Raw genomic sequence first — 16209 nt, forward strand, 5'->3', positions numbered from 1 at the left:
TCTTCTATCTTCGGTCCTAACAACGAGATCTTCCTGCCTGGAGCGCTCAATACGCAAGAGGCTTCACTCTGGCGAACGAACGGTCACGTTCCCCCATCAGCGTTCCCGGGCCGGAGGAGCGCAGCACCACCTCCAGCGCGCGTCCCGGATCGGCCGCGTAGCAGCCGCTCCCCCACGCGCCGTTGGCCTCCACCACCGCCCACCGCTCGCCGCCGTCCGGCTCGGCGATCACGCCGACGTCGACCACGACCGCGCCGGGCAGGGTGCCGCCGGCCACGGCGAGCATCTCGCGCGCGAAGCCGAGGACCTCCCCGCGCCGCCCATGCCCCTCCAGCGGCTCGAGCGCCTCCCGCGACCACAGGGCGTACTGGCTGCCGGTGCGCACCTCGCCGTCCAGGACGTACAGGCGGAACTCAGCGGCGAACCGCACCGGGTCGGACACCAGCACCGGCGTGCCCCGGTCGAGGGCGTCGGGGCCCGGGAGCCTGCTGCCGTCGGCGTACACCCGTGCCGGCACGTCCTTGGTGTTGGGCGCCTTCACGAACACCGGCGTGCGGATGTCGTAGGCCTCGCCGAGCGTCGTCATGGCGATGTCACGGCCCACCAGTTCGGCGGGGAGGGCGGGCAGCCAGCCGGCCGGCGCCTCCAGCAGGAGGACGCCCAGTTCGGCCGCCAGCCGGTCGGCGTGCCGCAGCCCGGAGTACAGGTGCGCGCCCGATCCGCGCAGCTCCGGCGGCACCACGGCACCGGTGAGCTCGACGACCGCCAGCCCGCGGTCGCCGGCGGCCGTGATCAGGGCGCGGCTGGAGCCGCCGGGACGATGGCCGAAGACCAGGGTTCGCTCGTTCATCCGCCGATGATCGCGGGGATGCCCGCCGCCCGTCGAGCGGGATACCACGCCACCCCGCGGCGGCGCCGGGCGGACCGCGCAGAAGGCGCTCGGAGACGCCAGGAGGGTTGCCTTCCGGAACGCCAATGCGACCGGAAGGACAATCGTCAACCACCCCACGCCTACCTAAAGTGACGATCCGTGACAGCTGGTCTCTTCTCTCCCTCTACGGATCTGGCAAGGGGTCATGGTGGTCTATCTCCTGACGGCGGCCTGCGCGATCGGCGTGGTGCTGCTCGCGAGCCGGCTGGCCGCGGGCCGGCTGGGCCGGCGCGGCACCGACGACGGCGAGCCGGGCGGCGCCACCGCCGGCCACGCCGGTTCCATGATCTCGGCGCTGTTCCTGCTGGCGTTCGCGGTCGCGATCGTGGTGCCGTGGACCACCGCCGACGCCGCCCGGCTCAACACCTACACCGAGGCCCAGGCGATCACCGAGGCGTACTGGGCGGCGGAACGGCTCCCGGCCGGGCCGAAGGAGCACGCCCGTGCCGCCCTGGTGGACTACGCGCGCTTCGTCCGCGATGAGGAGTGGCCGCGGATGGCCGAGGGGCGCCTCAGCCCCGGCGGCTGGACCCGGCTGGACGCGGTCCGCCGCGAGATCATCGCCCTGCCCGCGCCGGAGGACGAGATCAAGGACGCCCGGGCGGCGTTCCTGGAGCAGGTGACCGCCATCTCCGCGGCGCGCCACCAGCGCGCGATGGACGCCGGGACCAGGCCCCCGCCGGCGCTGCTGGTGATCACGGCGGTGACCGGGCTGCTGGTCGTGCTCTTCCCGTTCCTGGCCGGGGCCAGGCCGCGCGGCCTGGCGGCGCTGCCGCTGGCGCTCATGGCCGGGCTGCTGGCCGTCGGCGTCTACCTGGCGGTCGACATCTCGCACACCTTCACCGGCGGGCTGGGTGTGGGGCCCGACGCGTTCGGCGCCGCCCTGGAGGAGATCAAGCGCGTCTCGGGAGGTTCCTGAGGATGCTGCGCACCTTCGCCGTGACGGCGGCGGCCGCCGGCCTGCTCCCCCTGTGCGCGCCGGGGGCGGCCCTGGCCGCCCCTCCGCCGCCCGCGCCGGAACTCCCCCGGAGTTCTCCGGGCGCCCGCGTCCCGCCGCGCCTGCCCGCAAGGGAGCCCGTACGGAAGTCCGTTCATCCCCCCGCGAGGGCGCCCGCCCCTACGCCCGCCCGGAGACCTCCCGCGAAGTCCGAAGAGGCCGTCGGCGCGCCCGCCAGGGCCAGGCCCTCGCCCGCCCGCACCACGTCCACGCGAAGGTCCGGCTCGCCTGGGAAATCCTTGCCGCGAGAGACGGCGCGGGGTCCTGGGCCGCCCGGGACGGCCGCGCGGTCTCCCGTCCGCGTCGACCTGTGCCTGGACGTCTCCGTGGGCGGGCTGATCCGGTTGAGGCTGGTCGTCGCCCTTCCCCCGCCGGGCTGCCGCCACAGGCCGCCGCCGCCCTGCCCTCCCGGTCCGCCCGCACCGGTCCCGCCGCGTCCGGTACCTCCACATCCGGTACCTCCGCATCCGGTCCCGCCACGGCCTCCCCAGCCTCCGCCGCAACCAGTGCCTCCAGAACCCGTGCCTCCCCGGCCACCAGAGCCGCCGGAGCCGCCCGAGCGGCCCGAGCGGCCCGAGCGGCCGGCTCCTCCCGGAACTGCTCCGCCGGAGGCGCCCAGGGCCACGCCCGGCCGTGGGACGCCCGCACGGCCGGTGGCGGCCCGGCCACCCGCGGACAGGCCGGAACCGACACGGCCGTCACCGGCCGCGAAGCCGTCACCCGCCGTCCCGCGTCCGCATGTGGCCGAGGCGCCGCCCCGGCGCCGCAACCCGCTGACGGCACCGATCGTGCTGGTGGTCCTCGCCGTGGTGATCAGTGCCGCCACCGCGCTGGCCTTCACCCGGTGAGAGGTCTCGGTGAACGGCACGCGCCCCGCCGCGCGAGACGCGGCGGGGCGCGGCCGGCGGGGGCCGAGGCCGGGTCAGGCGACGCCCAGGGTCCAGTCGTCGGCGGCGTACTTGCTGATGATCCCCGCGCTCTGCTGCTGCAGGAGCCTGGTGCCGGAGTTCGGCGCCAGCGGGGCGGTCACCTTCACGTTGGTCACGCCCGTAGCGGCGTAGATGGCGGGCGTCCCCGGCGGGGTGTACCCCGTCTGGGCGGCGAAGCCGCTGAACTGGCAGCCGTCGAACAGCAGGTCGCCGGCGGACCCTCGGATGAAGACCTGCCCCCGGTCGACCGGGTTCCGGCCGGTGCTGGCCGGGCGGACGGCGTTGTTGAAGAACCACAGTTTGTCGAAGACCATCCCCTTGCCGCCGGTGATGAGGATCGCGGCGCCCTGGCACGCGCGGGTCTGGTCCCGGCCGGTGCAGTCCAGCAGCGTCCCGGTGAAGACCAGGCCGCCGTAGCTGCCGTCGATCCGGATGCCGGTCGCCCTCTCCGGCGTGATGTAGAGCGGGCCGAACTGCGACCGGCTCATGTGGGTGAGCCAGATGTAGAACTTGGTGGCGTCCAGCGCGGTGCTGGACAGGTAGCCGCCGTTGATCCAGTAGTAGCCGTCGCTGCCGCCCAGCTTGAACTGGGTGTCGGTGCCGGCGTTGGTGTAGGTCCGGTCGATCTGGACTCGGAGGTGGCGGGCGTGCATGACCGTGGCGAATCCCACCCACGCCAGTTTCTCCATGGTCACGTCCGCCATGATCGGCCCCGACGCGAAGTCGGTGATCGGCGTCTGGAAGTGCGTCGATCCGGAGGCAGCACGGAACTGGATCCCTGAGACCCAGACGTTCTGCACGCCCCGCGAGGGCACCGAGAACAGCGCGCTGCCGCCGACGTTGACGACGCATTGCGGGCCACGCGTCAGGAACTCCCGCTCCGTCGTCCCGAGGCTGCCCACCAGCCGGAACCCGTCGTAGTAGGGGTACGGGCCCCGGGAGATGGTGTACTCCCTGTCCGCCAGCATGATCGCCGGCGGGCGGGCCTGGGCGGCGGCGTAGGCCATCGCGGTGCGCAGGCGCGCGTCGTCGTCGGCGCCCGGGAAGTTGTCGAGCGGTACGCCGTTGGTGGTGTCGGTGATGGTTACCTGCGCGGGCATCAGGTGTTTCCCCCCATGTGCCCTCCTCAGCGAGGGGGTGGCGCCCTCCCGCCGGGCGCCGGTCTCGCCGCCGATGACGCCGGCCGCGGTCACGGCGTCCGCCCGGTGTGACGCACCGTGTCCGATTGACCCCTTGAGAGTAATCGAAATTACAGAGCGTAGCTATATCGTCACCAAGATTCTGCCTGGGACGTATTCACCGGGAAACCGGCGCGTCAGGGCAAGCTGGCGCGCCGGCTACAGACAAAGGCCGTACCGGGACGAGGCGGAGGAAGGCCGTCACGACTCCCAGAGGGGGGCGAGGCGGCCCTGGCGGGAGCGGAACGCGTCGACGAAGAGCCGGTGGTCGTCGCGGACGATGGCGGCGTACTCGGCGGCGAACCCGACCATGGCCTCGACGAACCCGGTCTCGTCCGGGCCGATGGCCGCGCTGATGGCGTCCTCGACCTGGAAGTCCACCAGGGTGTGGTCGGAGTCGGTGTCGGACACGCAGTGGATCTTGGCGGTGGCCCGGCCGAGGTCGTCCAGGACCGACAGCATCTCCTCGGGCTCGGTCAGGCCCGACCAGTCCAGGTCCTCCTCGTAGGGGGAGAGCTCCTGCACGACGAAGCCCACGCCGTCGATCTCGGTGTACCCCAGCCACGGGTCGGTGTTGGCCTGCAGGGCGCGGCGGGAGACGGCGGTGCGGTGGCCGTGGTGGCGGAAGTACTCGCGGATGCGCTCGTCCTCGACGACGCGGCTGGGGGCGGCGACGTTGCCCTGCTTCATCGACAGGATGACGTCGTTCTCCAGGGCCTGGCTGTGCCCCTCGACCAGGATGTTGTACGCGGAGAGGCCGGCCGAGCCGATGCCGAACCCCGAGGCGCCGACGATGTCCTTGACCTGGTAGGTGAGGCCGCCGAAGCGCTTCTCCTTCGGGATCGTCTCCAGGTACTCCATGTAGGCGCGCTCGACCTTGGCGCGCTCGTCCTCGCCGAGGCGGCGCACGCCGTTGCCGTCGCGGAAGCGCCGCTCGTGGCGGTCGACCAGCGTCTTGCCGTCCAGGAGCCCGATCCGGGTGGAGGACAGCGCGGAGAGCAGCACGTCGCGGACGTGGCCGTCGGCGGTGTCGAGGGTGAGCGCGAAGGCGTGGTCGCCCTCGTCCGCGGCGAACCGGCGGACCTGGTCGACGTAGGCGCGCACGTAGGTCTCGACGAGGCGGCGGATGTCGGCGTCGGAGACGGCCTTGCTCCAGGCCAGCAGCGCCAGGCTGGCCACCAGGCGCTTGACGTCCCAGGTGAAGTGGCCCAGGTAGGCCTCGTCGAAGTCGTTGACGTCGAAGACGAAGACGCCGTCGTCGTTCATGTACGTGCCGAAGTTCTGGGCGTGCAGGTCGCCCTGGATCCAGACTCGGGCCGTGCGCTCGTCGGCCCAGGGGTCCTCGTCCTGGACGATGTCGGCGTAGAAGAGGGGGGCGCTGCCCCGGTAGAAGGCGAACGGGTCCGAGGCCATCTTGCGGAAGCGCCGCCGGAACTCGGCCGGGCTGCGTTCCATGAGGCCGGAGAAGGCGTCGACGAGGACGTCCACGATCCGACCCTGGCGCTCCTCGGGATCCATCTCGCGCAGGGTCCGGGTGATGCTCGCCATCGCTGTTCTCCTCGAATGCTCGGACACGCCTCCCCCGCCGCTGCCGGGGCGCACGCGATCATTCTGCCGAAGAACGCCCCTCCCGCGCGGTGAACAGCGCACGAACGCCCGGCTCGCCGCGGATCAGGTCCAGGGCCAGCTCGGCGTGCCCGGGGACGTAGCCGTTGCCGACGAGCATCGTGACGTCGGCCGCCAGGCCCTCGGCGCCGAGGGCGGCGGCGGGAAAGGACGTGGCCATGGAGAAGAAGACCACCGTGCCGCCGGGCGCGGTGGCCAGGATCGCGCCGTGCTCGCAGCCGGGCACGTCCACGCAGACCACGGTCACGTCGGCGGGCTCGCCGAGGGCGGTGGCGACGGCGACGGGGTCGCGGGCGTCGGCCCGCACCACCCGGTCGGCCAGGCCGGTCGCGGCCAGCCGCCGTTCCTCCTCCTCGGTGGGGACCAGGCCGATGGTGCGGGCGGCGCCGGCCCGGCGGGCCGCGGCCAGCGACAGCGAGCCGCTCTTGCCCGCCGCGCCCAGGACGGCGACCACGGGCGCGTCCAGGCCCGCCACGACGCGGGAGGTCAGGGCGGGGGCGCCGCACACGTCCATGACCGACAGCGCCAGTGGCACGGGCAGGTCGGCGGGCAGCACGGCGGCGATGGAGCGGGCGAACAGGATCGCGTGGCCGGAGGTGGGGATCTGCTCCGAGCGCCCGTCCCAGCGGGCCAGTCCGTCGTCGACCGCCAGCGGGGTGAGGGTGAGGGAGACCAGGGTGGCGATCCGGTCGCCGGGCTTGAGGCCGAGGGGCGAGCGCGGGCCGGTCTCGTCGACGACGCCGACCAGCATGCCGCCCGAACCGGTGACGGGGTTGTGCATCTTGCCCCGCTCGCTGATGATCGCCAGCACCTCGTCGCGGATCGCTCCGGGGTCCCCTCCGTGGGCGGTGTGAAGCTGGCGGTAGGAGGCGGCGTCCAGGTTGAGGCGCTCGACCCGGACGCGGACCTCGTCGGGGCGGATCCGGGGGTCGGGGTCGAGCCGCCGCGCCGCCTGGGGCAGCACGCCCGCGGGCTCCAGCACGCGGTGCAGGCCCACCGCCGTCACGTCCATGGAACGCCCCCTCGCTTTCGGAGATCTCGATCCTGTCGCAGTTTGCGGAAGATGTACATGGCATCACTGGTTCAATCGAAATTCTTCCCGTAACGTCTGCCGTACACAAGACTTTTATGCGGTCCATCCGCCGTCAACACGCTGCGCGAGGAGGGGTCGACGATGACCGCCGCCCTGCGTCCGGAGCCGGACGCGACCACTGGCACCCCGTCCACCGGGGACACCCGAGGAACGACACCCGGCCGGACGGGACGGGAGGGGGCGCCGGCCGTCCCCGAGGCCGCCCGGCAGCCCTACGAGTACCGGCGCCGGCCGCTGGAGGAGCCCGACTGGCGGCGCCTGCCGGGCTGGCGTGACGTGACGGCGGCGGAATGGGAGTCGGCGCAGTGGCAGCGGGCGCACTGCGTCAAGAACATCAGGCAGCTGCGGCAGGTGACGGGCGACCTGCTGGCGGAGTCGTTCTACGCCGACCTGGAACGTGACCAGGCCGAGCGGGCGACCATGTCCATGCTGGTCACCCCGCAGATGCTGAACACCATGGACACCGCCTCCACCGAGGCGTTCCTCGCCGACCCGGTGCGCCGCTACATGATCCCGGTCCTCAGCGACCGCCGCACCGACTGGCCCTCCCACCCCTACGCCACCCGCGACTCCCTGCACGAGGCGGAGATGTGGGCGGTCGAGGGGCTCACCCACCGCTACCCCACCAAGGTGCTGGCCGAGCTGCTGCCGACCTGCCCGCAGTACTGCGGGCACTGCACGCGCATGGACCTGGTGGGCAACTCCACGCCCGCCGTGGACAAGCACAAGTTCACCATCAAGGCCCCCGACCGCCACGGCGCGATGCTGGACTACCTGCGCCGCTCCCCCGGCGTCCGGGACGTGGTCGTCTCCGGCGGGGACGTGGCCAACCTGCCCTGGCCGCGCCTCGAGTCCTTCGTCGACGCGCTGCTGGACATCGACAACATCCGCGACATCCGGCTGGCGACCAAGGCGCTGATGGGGCTGCCGCAGCACTGGCTGCAGGACGAGGTGCGCGCCGGGATGGAGCGCCTGGCGGCCAAGGCCGGCGAGCGCGGCGCCCAGATCGCGATCCACACCCACGTCAACTCCGCGCGGTCGCTGACGCCGCTGGTCGCCCGCGCCGCCCGGGCGATGCTCGACACCGGGATCCGCGACGTCCGGAACCAGGGCGTGCTGCTGCGCGGGGTCAACGCGACCCCCGAGGAGCTGCTGGACCTGTCGTTCGCGCTGCTCGACGAGGCCGGGATCCTGCCGTACTACCTGTACATGTGCGACATGATCCCCTACAGCGAGCACTGGCGGGTGGCGGTGTGGGAGGCACAGGAGCTCCAGCACGCGATCATGGGCTACCTGCCCGGCTTCGCGACGCCGCGGATCGTGTGCGACGTGCCCTACGTCGGCAAGCGCTGGGTGCACCAGCTCGCCGGCTACGACCGCGAGCGCGGCATCTCGTACTGGACCAAGAACTACCGGACCGGGCTGGAGGCCGCCGATCCCGACGCGCTGACCCGGCGGTACGAGTACTACGACCCGATCCACACGCTGCCGGAGTCGGGTCGCGGCTGGTGGCGGCGCACGTCCACGGCGGCCTGAGGCTCGCCACCGGCCGGCGCCTTTACGTTGTAGATCACAAAAGTGGGGGCCGGGCGGTCGGCCGGGCACCGCGTCCGGCTACCCTTTCGGCGTGGTGTCCGAGCTGATCGACCGGTTCCCTCTCGGCGCGGCCGTGACCGTCGCCGAGCTGGAGGACGACCCGCATCCGGCGCTCGCCCGGCTGCGGGCCCGCGAGCCGGTCTCCTGGCTGCCCGCCCTGGACGGCTGGCTGGTCACCTCCCACACCCTGGCCGTACGGGTGATGCGCGACGCCGCGGCCTTCACCGTCGACGACCCCCGCTTCTCCACGGCGCGGCTGCTGGGGCCCAGCATGCTGTCGCTGGACGGCCGAGCGCACACCCGCCACCGCGAGCCGTTCGCGCGGCCCTTCCGGCCCGCGCAGACCCGCGAGCGCTTCACCGCGTTCGTCGAGGCGGAGGTGGACCGCCTGGTCACCGCCCTCGCGCCGGCGGGCCGGGCCGAGCTGCGCGGGGACCTGGCCGGGCCGCTGGCGGTGGCGGTCGTCGCCGAGGCGCTGGGGCTGGAGGGCGTGGACGCCGCGACGATCCGTTCCTGGTACGGCGCGTTCGTGGAGGCGGTGTCGGCCCTCACCGCAGGCCGGACCCCGCCGGCCCGGGCGGACGAGGCCTACCGTCGGCTCCGCGCCTCGGTCGAGGAGGTCCTCGCCGTTCCGGGCTCGTCCTCGCTCCTGGCCGCGGCGGCCGGCCAGGGCGAGGGCCTCGGCACGGCCGAGGTGGTGGCCGACGCGGCGGTGCTGATGTTCGGCGGCATCGACACCACCGAGGGCATGATCGTCAACGTGCTGCTGCACCTTCTGTCCCATCCCGCCGAGCTCGACCTGGTCCGCCGCGACCCGGCGCTGCTGCCCGGCGCGATCGAGGAGTCGCTGCGGCTGGAGCCGTCGGCCTCGGTGGTCGACCGGTACGCCACCCGGGACGTGGAGATCGGCGGCGCGCCGGTGCGGGCGGGCGACCTGGTCCGGGTCTCGCTCGCCGGAGCCAACCGGGACCCGGCGGTGTTCCCCCGCCCCGACCGTTTCGACCCGCGGCGCGCCAACGCGGCCGAGCACCTGGCGTTCGCCCACGGCCCCCACTTCTGCTTCGGGGCGCACCTGGCGCGGCTGGAGACCCGGACCGCGGTCGCCGCGGTGCTGGCCCGCCTTCCCGGGCTGCGGCCCGACCCCGCCCGGCCCGCCGCGGCGCGCGGCCTGGTCTTCCGCAAGCCCGGGCACCTGCACGTTCGCTGGGAGGTTCCCTGACCGTCCGAGGCCGTCCACGGCCGCGCGGAGGGGACTTCACCGAGGTCGGCGGCCGTTTCCGGAGCGCCCGGCCGGGCTTCGGGAGCGGTCCGCAATGTGGCACCATCGGCGCATGATCGTGGAACGCCAGGTCGAGCTGCATTTCGCGCCCGAGAGCCGCGAGGCCGAGACGCACACCAACCTCTCCGCCGTACGCCAGGACGGCCGCTGCCTGTGGGTGGCCGGCGACGAGACGGCCACCATCGAACGGCTGACCGCGACCACCGACTCCCGGGGCCGCGTCACCGGCTACGGCGGCCAGCGCACGGTGCGCCTGGGCGACCTGATCCCGCTGCCGGCCGGCCCGGAGGAGGAGGCCGACATCGAGGGGCTGGCCCGCGCCGACGGCTGGCTCTGGGCGGTCGGCTCGCACAGCCTCAAGCGCAAGAAGATCAAACCGGGCCATTCCGCCGCCAAGTCCCGCAAGAGGCTCGCCACCGTCGTCCGCGAGGACAACCGCTTCATCCTGGCCCGGCTCCCCCTGGTCACCGGCGACGACGGCCTGCCCGAGGTGACCGGCGAGGACGGGGAGCGCACCGCCGCCGTGCTGGGCGGCCACCACGACTCCCTCACCGACCTGCTCGCCGGCGACCCCCACCTGGCGCCGTTCCTGTCCATCCCCAGCAAGGACAACGGGATCGACGTCGAGGGCATCGCCGCCCACGGCGAGCGTCTCTACATCGGGCTGCGCGGGCCGGTGCTGCGCGGATGGGCCGTGCTCATCGAGATCCACCCCGAGACCGATCCCGGCGACCCGCGGCGGCTCCGGCCGCGGCCGATCGGTGCGGACGGGGAGCCCTACCGCACGCACTTCCTGGACCTGGGCGGGCTGGGCGTCCGCGACCTGTGCCCGCACGGCGACGACCTGCTCGTCCTCACCGGCCCGAGCATGGACCTCGACGGCCCCGTGCGGGTGGTCCGCTGGCCGGGGGCCGCGGCCGGGGACGGCGCCGGCGTCGTGCCCGCCGAGGACCTGCGGGTGCTCGGCGAGCTTCCCCACGGGGAGGGGGACGACCACGCCGAGGGCATCGCGGTGCTGGAGGAGACCGGCGAGGACGGCGGGCCCCGGCTGCTGGTCGTCTACGACAGCCCGGCCCCCGGGCGGCTGACCGCCGACCACGGGGTCCTGGCCGACGTGGTGGCGTTCGGGCGGGAGGACCCCCCGAAGTAAGCGTGCGCTTTCGCCGTCTGCTTGGATGGACGGTGCAGAAGGCACGCTCCGAAGGCGAGGCGGTAGAGATGATCGAGTGGTCCGCGGAAGACCTGATGATCCGGGACGCGGTGCGCGGCTGGATCGACGCGCAGGTGCGGCCCCGGCTGGAGGAGCTGGAGTCGGGCGAGCTGCCGCCCTACGACCTGATCCGCGATCTCTACAAGACCTTCGGCATGGACGAGATGGCGCGCTCGTCGTTCCACGCCCGCATGGAACGCGCGGAGGCCGGTGACGGCACCGGCCAGGAGGAGGACGGGCCCCGCGGCGCGAACGCCGCGATGAGCATGCTGCCGATCATCGAGCTGTGCCGGGTCGCCCCCGGGCTGGTGTCGGCGATGGGCGTCAGCCTCGGCCTGGCGGCCGGCACGATCATGAAGCGGGGCACCGCCGAGCAGCGCCGGCGCTGGGCCCTGGACCTGCTGACCTTCGAGAAGGTCGGCGCGTGGGCGATCACCGAGCCGAACTCCGGATCGGACGCGTTCGGCGGGATGCAGGCCACCGCCCGCGAGGCCGGCGACGGGTACGTGCTCAACGGGAACAAGACCTTCATCACCAACGGCCCGTACGCCGACACGATCGTCTTCTACTGCAAGCTCGACGACGGCCGCGACCCGCGCGACCGCGAGATCCTCACGTTCGTCCTGGACCGCGGCATGCCCGGCCTGGAGCAGACCAGGCCGCTGCGCAAGATGGGCCTGCACTCCTCCCCCACAGGCGAGCTCTTCCTCGACGACGTCCAGGTCGGCCGGGACCGGCTGCTGGCCGCGGGGGCGGGCGGCGGCAAGGAGTCCGCCAGGCAGAACTTCGTCACCGAACGGGCCGGGGTCGCGGCGATGTCGCTCGGCGTCATCGAGGAGTGCCTGGCCCTGTCGGTCGACTACGCCAGGAAGCGCGAGCTGTGGGGGCAGCGCATCGGCGACTTCCAGCTCATCCAGCTCAAGCTCGCCAAGATGGAGGTGGCCAGGCTGAACGTGCAGAACCTGGTGTTCCGCCACATCGAGATGCAGAAGGCGGGCCGCACCCCGACCCTGGCCGAGGCGTCGGCGATGAAGCTGTACTCGGCGCAGGCGGCCTCGGAGGTCGCGATGGAGGCGGTGCAGCTGTTCGGCGGCAACGGTTACATGTCGGAGTACCGCGTCGAGCAGCTGGCCCGCGACGCCAAGTCCTTCCAGATATACGCCGGCACCGACGAGATCCAGGTGACCCACATCGCCAGGGACCTGCTCGCCCGCTGATCCCGGGACCGGCCGGGACGAGGATCACACCGGCCGCCCGGTCGTCCCTGCGACACTGGGCGCGTGAGCCTTTCCGCCTTGCCTTCCGTCCCGGCCGCCACCGACGCTGGGGTACGGGCGCCGTGACCGCCACGGCGCGCATCACCGCGATGCGTCCCGAGCACTCCGGGCAGGTCCTGGAGATCTACCGGCTCGGCATCGACGACGGCGACGCCACCTTCGAGACGGCCGCCCCCACCTGGGAGGCGTTCGACGCCGCGAGGCTGCCCAGGCACCGCCTGGTCGCCCTCGCCCCCGGCGGCCGGGTGCTGGGCTGGGTCGCGGTGTCGCCGGTCTCCGACCGGTGCGCCTACACCGGGGTGGTCGAGCACTCCGTCTACGTCCACCCCGACGCCCGCGGCCAGGGGGTGGGCCTGGCGCTGCTGAACGCCCTGCTGTCCTCCACCGACGCCGCCGGAATCTGGACCGTCCAGTCCGGCATCTTCCCGGAGAACGCCGCGAGCCTCGCCCTCCACCTCAGAGCCGGGTTCCGCGTCGTCGGCACCCGCGAGCGCCTCGGCCGCCACCACGGGCGCTGGCGCGACGTCGTCCTGGTCGAACGCCGCAGCCCCTCCGTGCACTGAGGCGCGGGGGCGCGGGGACGGGCCGGCCGGGGCCGCCACACCCTGGCGTGAGCGCGTTCGCGCAGCTCATAGCCTTGTGGCGTGAGCAGGTGGGTGGCGCGGCGAGGCTGGGACGTGGAGCTGATCCGGCTCGACGGCCGGGAGGTGCTGCGAGCCCGGCAGTTCGGGTCCCTGCACGCCTATTGCGCGACCGTGCGCGAACTCGAAGTGCTCCTGCGCCGCGGCGGGCTCACGCTCGCCGACCTGATCGAGGTCCTGCCCACGGCGAGACGGACCGCGTGAGGCTGAGCGCGGCCCCGCCGGCGGCGGGCGATCCGCTCCCACGGCGTCACCCTCGACCCCGACTTCGCGATCAGCGGCGACGTGGGGTTCGCCCGCTACCGCGACGGCCGGACCATGGTGATGGGCGACCTGGTGGTGACCGAGGGGGAACTGGAGAAGGTCACCGACGCCTTCCAGGCCGGGGGGCTGGAGCAGACCGCTATTCACAAGCACCTCCTCGCCCATACTCCGCAGCTGTGGTGGGCCCATTTCGACGGGGTCGACAGGAGCGCCGTACGGCTCGCCAGGGCGGTGCGGGCGGCCCTGGACGTGACGGCCACACCCGGCCCGCCCGCGCCGCGCAAACCACCGCCGCTCGACCTGGACACCGCGGCCATCGACGGCGGTCAACGGCGACTTCGTCATGACCGCGAACGAGGTGAACCGCGCCATCAGGGCGCTGCGCCGCGGCAAGATCGACGTCGTGTCGCTGCACAACCACGCCCTGCGCGATGAGCCCCGGCTGTTCTACATGCACTTCTGGTCCGTCGGCGACGCCGTCCGCCTGGCCCGTGCCCTGCACCGGGCGGCCGAGGCCACCGACGTGGCCCCCGTCGCGTGACGGCCCGCACGCCGTCGCGGTGAGACCGCCGTAAAGGAGAAGCGACATCGACGGCAGGCTGTTCGACCCGGACAGGATCGACGTCCGGGCGAAGCTGAACACCACCGAGGCCTGGCGGCTGCGCAACGTCTCCCGCGAGGAGCACACCTTCCACATCCACGTCAACCACTTCCAGGTGATCAGCGTGAACGGCAGGCCCTACCAGGCCCGCGGCGGGCAGGACACGGTGCAGCTGCCCCACGGCGGCGAGGTGGTCATCAGGATGGAGTTCCTCGACTTCACCGGCAAGTACCCCTTCCACTGCCACATCCTCAGCCACGAGGACCGCGGCATGATGGCCGACATCGAGGTCGTCCGCTGACGGGAGCCACCGGGCCGGCCGCCGTCCGGCGGCGCCCTCCCCGGCGGATCACCCGTCGCGGGTGATCCGCCGGCTCCGGGCGCTCCGGACCATGGAGGCCAGGACGCGGAACCGCGCCGCCCGGCCCGGCCCGGCACGCTTCGTCCGCGCCGGAGACGACGACAGGAGGCGGACCATGAACTATCCGCTGCTCAACGTGTTCCTCACCATGATGTGGTTCTTCCTGTGGATCATCTGGTTCGTGCTGCTCTTCCGGGTCATCACCGACGTCTTCCGGGACGACTCGCTGAGCGGCTGGGGCAAGGCGGGCTGGACCGTCTTCCTCATCGTCCTGCCGTTCCTCGGCGTGCTCGTGTACCTGATCGCACGGGGCCGCGGGATGGGCGACCGGGAGGCGGCCCGGATGCGCGAGCGCGAGAGCCGCTACTACACCGCCGCCGGCCTCGACCTCGGCCGGGGCACCGGCCAGGCGGAGGAGCTCGGCCGGCTCGCCGAGCTCAGGGACCACGGCGACCTCACCGCCGAGGAGTTCGAACGCGCCAAGACCAAGGTCCTGGCGGCCTGACCGGACGGACCGGGGCCGCGGGCGAGCCCTGGGCGTGTCGCCGATGACGGGCCGCGGGAGACCGGCGGGGCCGCGCGGCGGAGACCGGCGGGCGGGACGGAGGCTCGCCGGGCTGGCGCGCCTGGCCGACGCCCGGCGCCTGAAGGCCGGCGAGGCGGGCCTGCTGTGGGGCAGGCTCACGGCGGTCGACTTCTTCGGCAACTCGTTCGAGCTGGCGGCGCTGGCGATCCTGTGTTTCTTCCCCTTCCTCATCGTGGTCACCGCCGCGTTCGGCCGCGACGCCGCGACGGTGCTCGCCGGGTGGCTCGGGCTGGACGAGCCGGCGGCGCGCGCCGTCGCCGCCCTCTTCCACTCCGGCACCGGCTCGGTCACCATCACGGTGACCAGCGCCTGCCTGCTGCTCCTGGGGGCGCTGGCCGTGGCCGGCACGCTCCAGAGGTGGTACGAGAAGGTGTTCGACGTCCCGGACCGGGGGTGGCGGGGCGTGGGGGCACGGTTCTCCTGGCTGGGGGCGCTGCTGGCGTACGCCGCCGTGCAGGCCGCGGCCGGCAGGGCGCTGGGAACGACCGGCGGGCCGCTGCTGCAGGCCCTGCTCGGCCTCCTGCCCGCGACGCTGTTCTGGTGGTGCAGCCTGCGGCTGCTGCTGGGGGCGGTGCCGTGGCGCGAGCTGTTCCCCGCGGCGCTGGCGACCGGAGTGTGCTGGGCGGGCCTGGGCCTGTTCTCCGCCCGCTACTTCTCCGCCGAGATCGTGGCCAACCAGCGCGCCTACGGCCCCATCGGCGTCGTCATGATCATCATGTCGTGGCTGGTGGCGGTCGGGGTGGTCATCCACCTCGGGGCGGTCGGCGGCCGCGCCTACGTGGAACGCCGCTCGCCGCCGCCCTCCACCGGCGGCCCCCACCGGCCGGATCTCCGGTCACCCGGCTGACTGCGGCGGAAGGCCCGCGGTGCCCAGCCTCGGAGGCACCGACCCTCATCGTCCCCTTCGCCGTCCTGCCGCTGTTCGGATCGGCCGGACTCCCCGGCCGGCATGCGAGATCCGGGTGGCGCGGAGGGCGAACCTCCGGTGCTCTGAGGGCGTCCAACATGTCGGAGTCGGGGTTCAGATGATCTTCTGGTCCCCCCTGAGAGCGCCAGCTAGACAGTGCACGAAGGAATCTGGATACTCACAGCTATGGACGGTCAGCCCTCGTTTCCGGTGAGAGCGTCCGACATGGAGCGCGACCGGGTGCTGCGGGTGCTCAGCGACCGGGTGGCCGAGGGCCGGATGTCCCACGAGACGTTCGAGCGCCGGGTCGACCAGGTGCTGCGCGCCCAGAGCCAGGCCGAACTGGCCGGCATCATCCACGACATGCCGCCCACCAACCGGGTCGTGGGACGGCTGACGGGGCTGATCTCGTCGGTGTCGCAGGCGACCGCGCGGCTCGAGGCGGCCTGGCGGGCGCCCCGGCTGCCCCGGTTCATGCTGCCGCCCCCGGGGCTCACCCGGATCGTGGTGGGCCGCGCGCCGGGCTGCCAGTTCATCCTGACCGACCTGACCGTCTCCCGGTTCCACGCCGAGATCTACCGTCACGACGACGGCTGGATGCTCTCCGATCTCGGGTCGATGAACGGCACCCGCCTCAACGGCTGGCGGCTGACCGGCCCGTCCCAGGTCCGTCCCGGCGACGAGGTCGGCTTCGGCAACTCCAGTTTCATCGTCGCCTCGTCATGACCGCCGC

General features: G+C 73.1%; 15 protein-coding genes and 2 pseudogenes. 13 read left to right on the top strand and 4 right to left on the bottom strand.

Going from position 1 to position 16209, the window contains the following annotated elements; all coding sequences use genetic code 11:
• Nucleotides 1–46 precede the first annotated feature (46 nt).
• Complete coding sequence (locus tag IW256_RS19465; RefSeq protein WP_197012339.1) at nt 47–850, bottom strand: ATP-grasp domain-containing protein; 804 nt, start codon at nt 848–850, stop codon at nt 47–49.
• A gap of 226 nt (nt 851–1076) precedes the next feature.
• Between IW256_RS19465 and IW256_RS19470 the strand changes: the two genes are divergently transcribed.
• Nucleotides 1077–1850: a bestrophin-like domain gene (locus tag IW256_RS19470; RefSeq protein WP_197012340.1), complete on the top strand. Its 774-nt coding sequence runs from the start codon at nt 1077–1079 to the stop codon at nt 1848–1850.
• A gap of 1000 nt (nt 1851–2850) precedes the next feature.
• On the opposite strand, the gene IW256_RS19475 is transcribed toward IW256_RS19470, so the two are convergent.
• The 3 genes from IW256_RS19475 to kdd form a co-directional block, all read right to left on the bottom strand.
• A complete protein-coding gene (locus IW256_RS19475) occupies nt 2851–3957 on the bottom strand; it encodes a hypothetical protein (RefSeq protein WP_197012341.1) in 1107 nt (368 codons plus the stop codon).
• A 279-nt stretch (nt 3958–4236) separates the two neighbouring features.
• On the bottom strand, nt 4237–5583 hold the full coding sequence (locus tag IW256_RS19480) for a DUF2252 domain-containing protein (protein WP_197012342.1): 1347 nt from the start codon (nt 5581–5583) through the stop codon (nt 4237–4239).
• 58 nt (nt 5584–5641) lie between these two features.
• Nucleotides 5642–6673 (bottom strand): L-erythro-3,5-diaminohexanoate dehydrogenase, encoded by a 1032-nt coding sequence (gene kdd / locus IW256_RS19485; protein WP_231403851.1) that lies wholly within the window; start codon nt 6671–6673, stop codon nt 5642–5644.
• A 162-nt stretch (nt 6674–6835) separates the two neighbouring features.
• On the opposite strand from kdd, the gene IW256_RS19490 reads away from it, so the two are divergent.
• The 12 genes and pseudogenes from IW256_RS19490 to IW256_RS19545 all read left to right on the top strand — a co-directional run bounded on the left by IW256_RS19490 (nt 6836) and on the right by IW256_RS19545 (nt 16202).
• Nucleotides 6836–8290, top strand: a complete 1455-nt coding sequence (locus tag IW256_RS19490) for a KamA family radical SAM protein (RefSeq protein WP_231403852.1) — start codon at nt 6836–6838, stop codon at nt 8288–8290.
• 91 nt (nt 8291–8381) lie between these two features.
• Nucleotides 8382–9569 (top strand): cytochrome P450, encoded by a 1188-nt coding sequence (locus tag IW256_RS19495; protein WP_197012343.1) that lies wholly within the window; start codon nt 8382–8384, stop codon nt 9567–9569.
• A gap of 112 nt (nt 9570–9681) precedes the next feature.
• Nucleotides 9682–10779, top strand: coding sequence for a DUF3616 domain-containing protein (locus IW256_RS19500; protein WP_197012344.1), 1098 nt, complete (start codon nt 9682–9684; stop codon nt 10777–10779).
• A 68-nt stretch (nt 10780–10847) separates the two neighbouring features.
• Nucleotides 10848–12056: an acyl-CoA dehydrogenase family protein gene (locus IW256_RS19505; protein WP_197012345.1), complete on the top strand. Its 1209-nt coding sequence runs from the start codon at nt 10848–10850 to the stop codon at nt 12054–12056.
• Between the two features lie 122 nt (nt 12057–12178).
• A complete protein-coding gene (locus IW256_RS19510) occupies nt 12179–12679 on the top strand; it encodes a GNAT family N-acetyltransferase (protein ID WP_307828966.1) in 501 nt (166 codons plus the stop codon).
• Nucleotides 12680–12760: 81 nt separating this feature from the next.
• Nucleotides 12761–12961, top strand: a complete 201-nt coding sequence (locus tag IW256_RS19515; RefSeq protein ID WP_197012346.1) for a hypothetical protein — start codon at nt 12761–12763, stop codon at nt 12959–12961.
• Nucleotides 12962–12985: 24 nt separating this feature from the next.
• Nucleotides 12986–13060 (top strand): annotated as a pseudogene (locus IW256_RS43140) (hypothetical protein); the annotation flags it as partial.
• A 289-nt stretch (nt 13061–13349) separates the two neighbouring features.
• Nucleotides 13350–13562: pseudogene (locus IW256_RS19525) on the top strand (DUF1259 domain-containing protein); the annotation flags it as partial.
• Between the two features lie 58 nt (nt 13563–13620).
• On the top strand, nt 13621–13923 hold the full coding sequence (locus tag IW256_RS19530; RefSeq protein WP_269218158.1) for a multicopper oxidase domain-containing protein: 303 nt from the start codon (nt 13621–13623) through the stop codon (nt 13921–13923).
• Between the two features lie 175 nt (nt 13924–14098).
• The gene (locus IW256_RS19535; RefSeq protein ID WP_197012348.1) at nt 14099–14488 is read left to right on the top strand and encodes an SHOCT domain-containing protein; all 390 of its coding nucleotides are present in this window, start codon (nt 14099–14101) and stop codon (nt 14486–14488) included.
• Between the two features lie 43 nt (nt 14489–14531).
• Nucleotides 14532–15416, top strand: a complete 885-nt coding sequence (locus tag IW256_RS19540; protein ID WP_197012349.1) for a YhjD/YihY/BrkB family envelope integrity protein — start codon at nt 14532–14534, stop codon at nt 15414–15416.
• Between the two features lie 246 nt (nt 15417–15662).
• Complete coding sequence (locus tag IW256_RS19545) at nt 15663–16202, top strand: DUF1707 and FHA domain-containing protein (protein ID WP_197012350.1); 540 nt, start codon at nt 15663–15665, stop codon at nt 16200–16202.
• The last annotated feature ends 7 nt before the right edge of the window (nt 16203–16209 follow it).

It is taken from the genome of Actinomadura viridis (genome assembly GCF_015751755.1).
GTDB lineage: Bacteria > Actinomycetota > Actinomycetes > Streptosporangiales > Streptosporangiaceae > Spirillospora > Spirillospora viridis.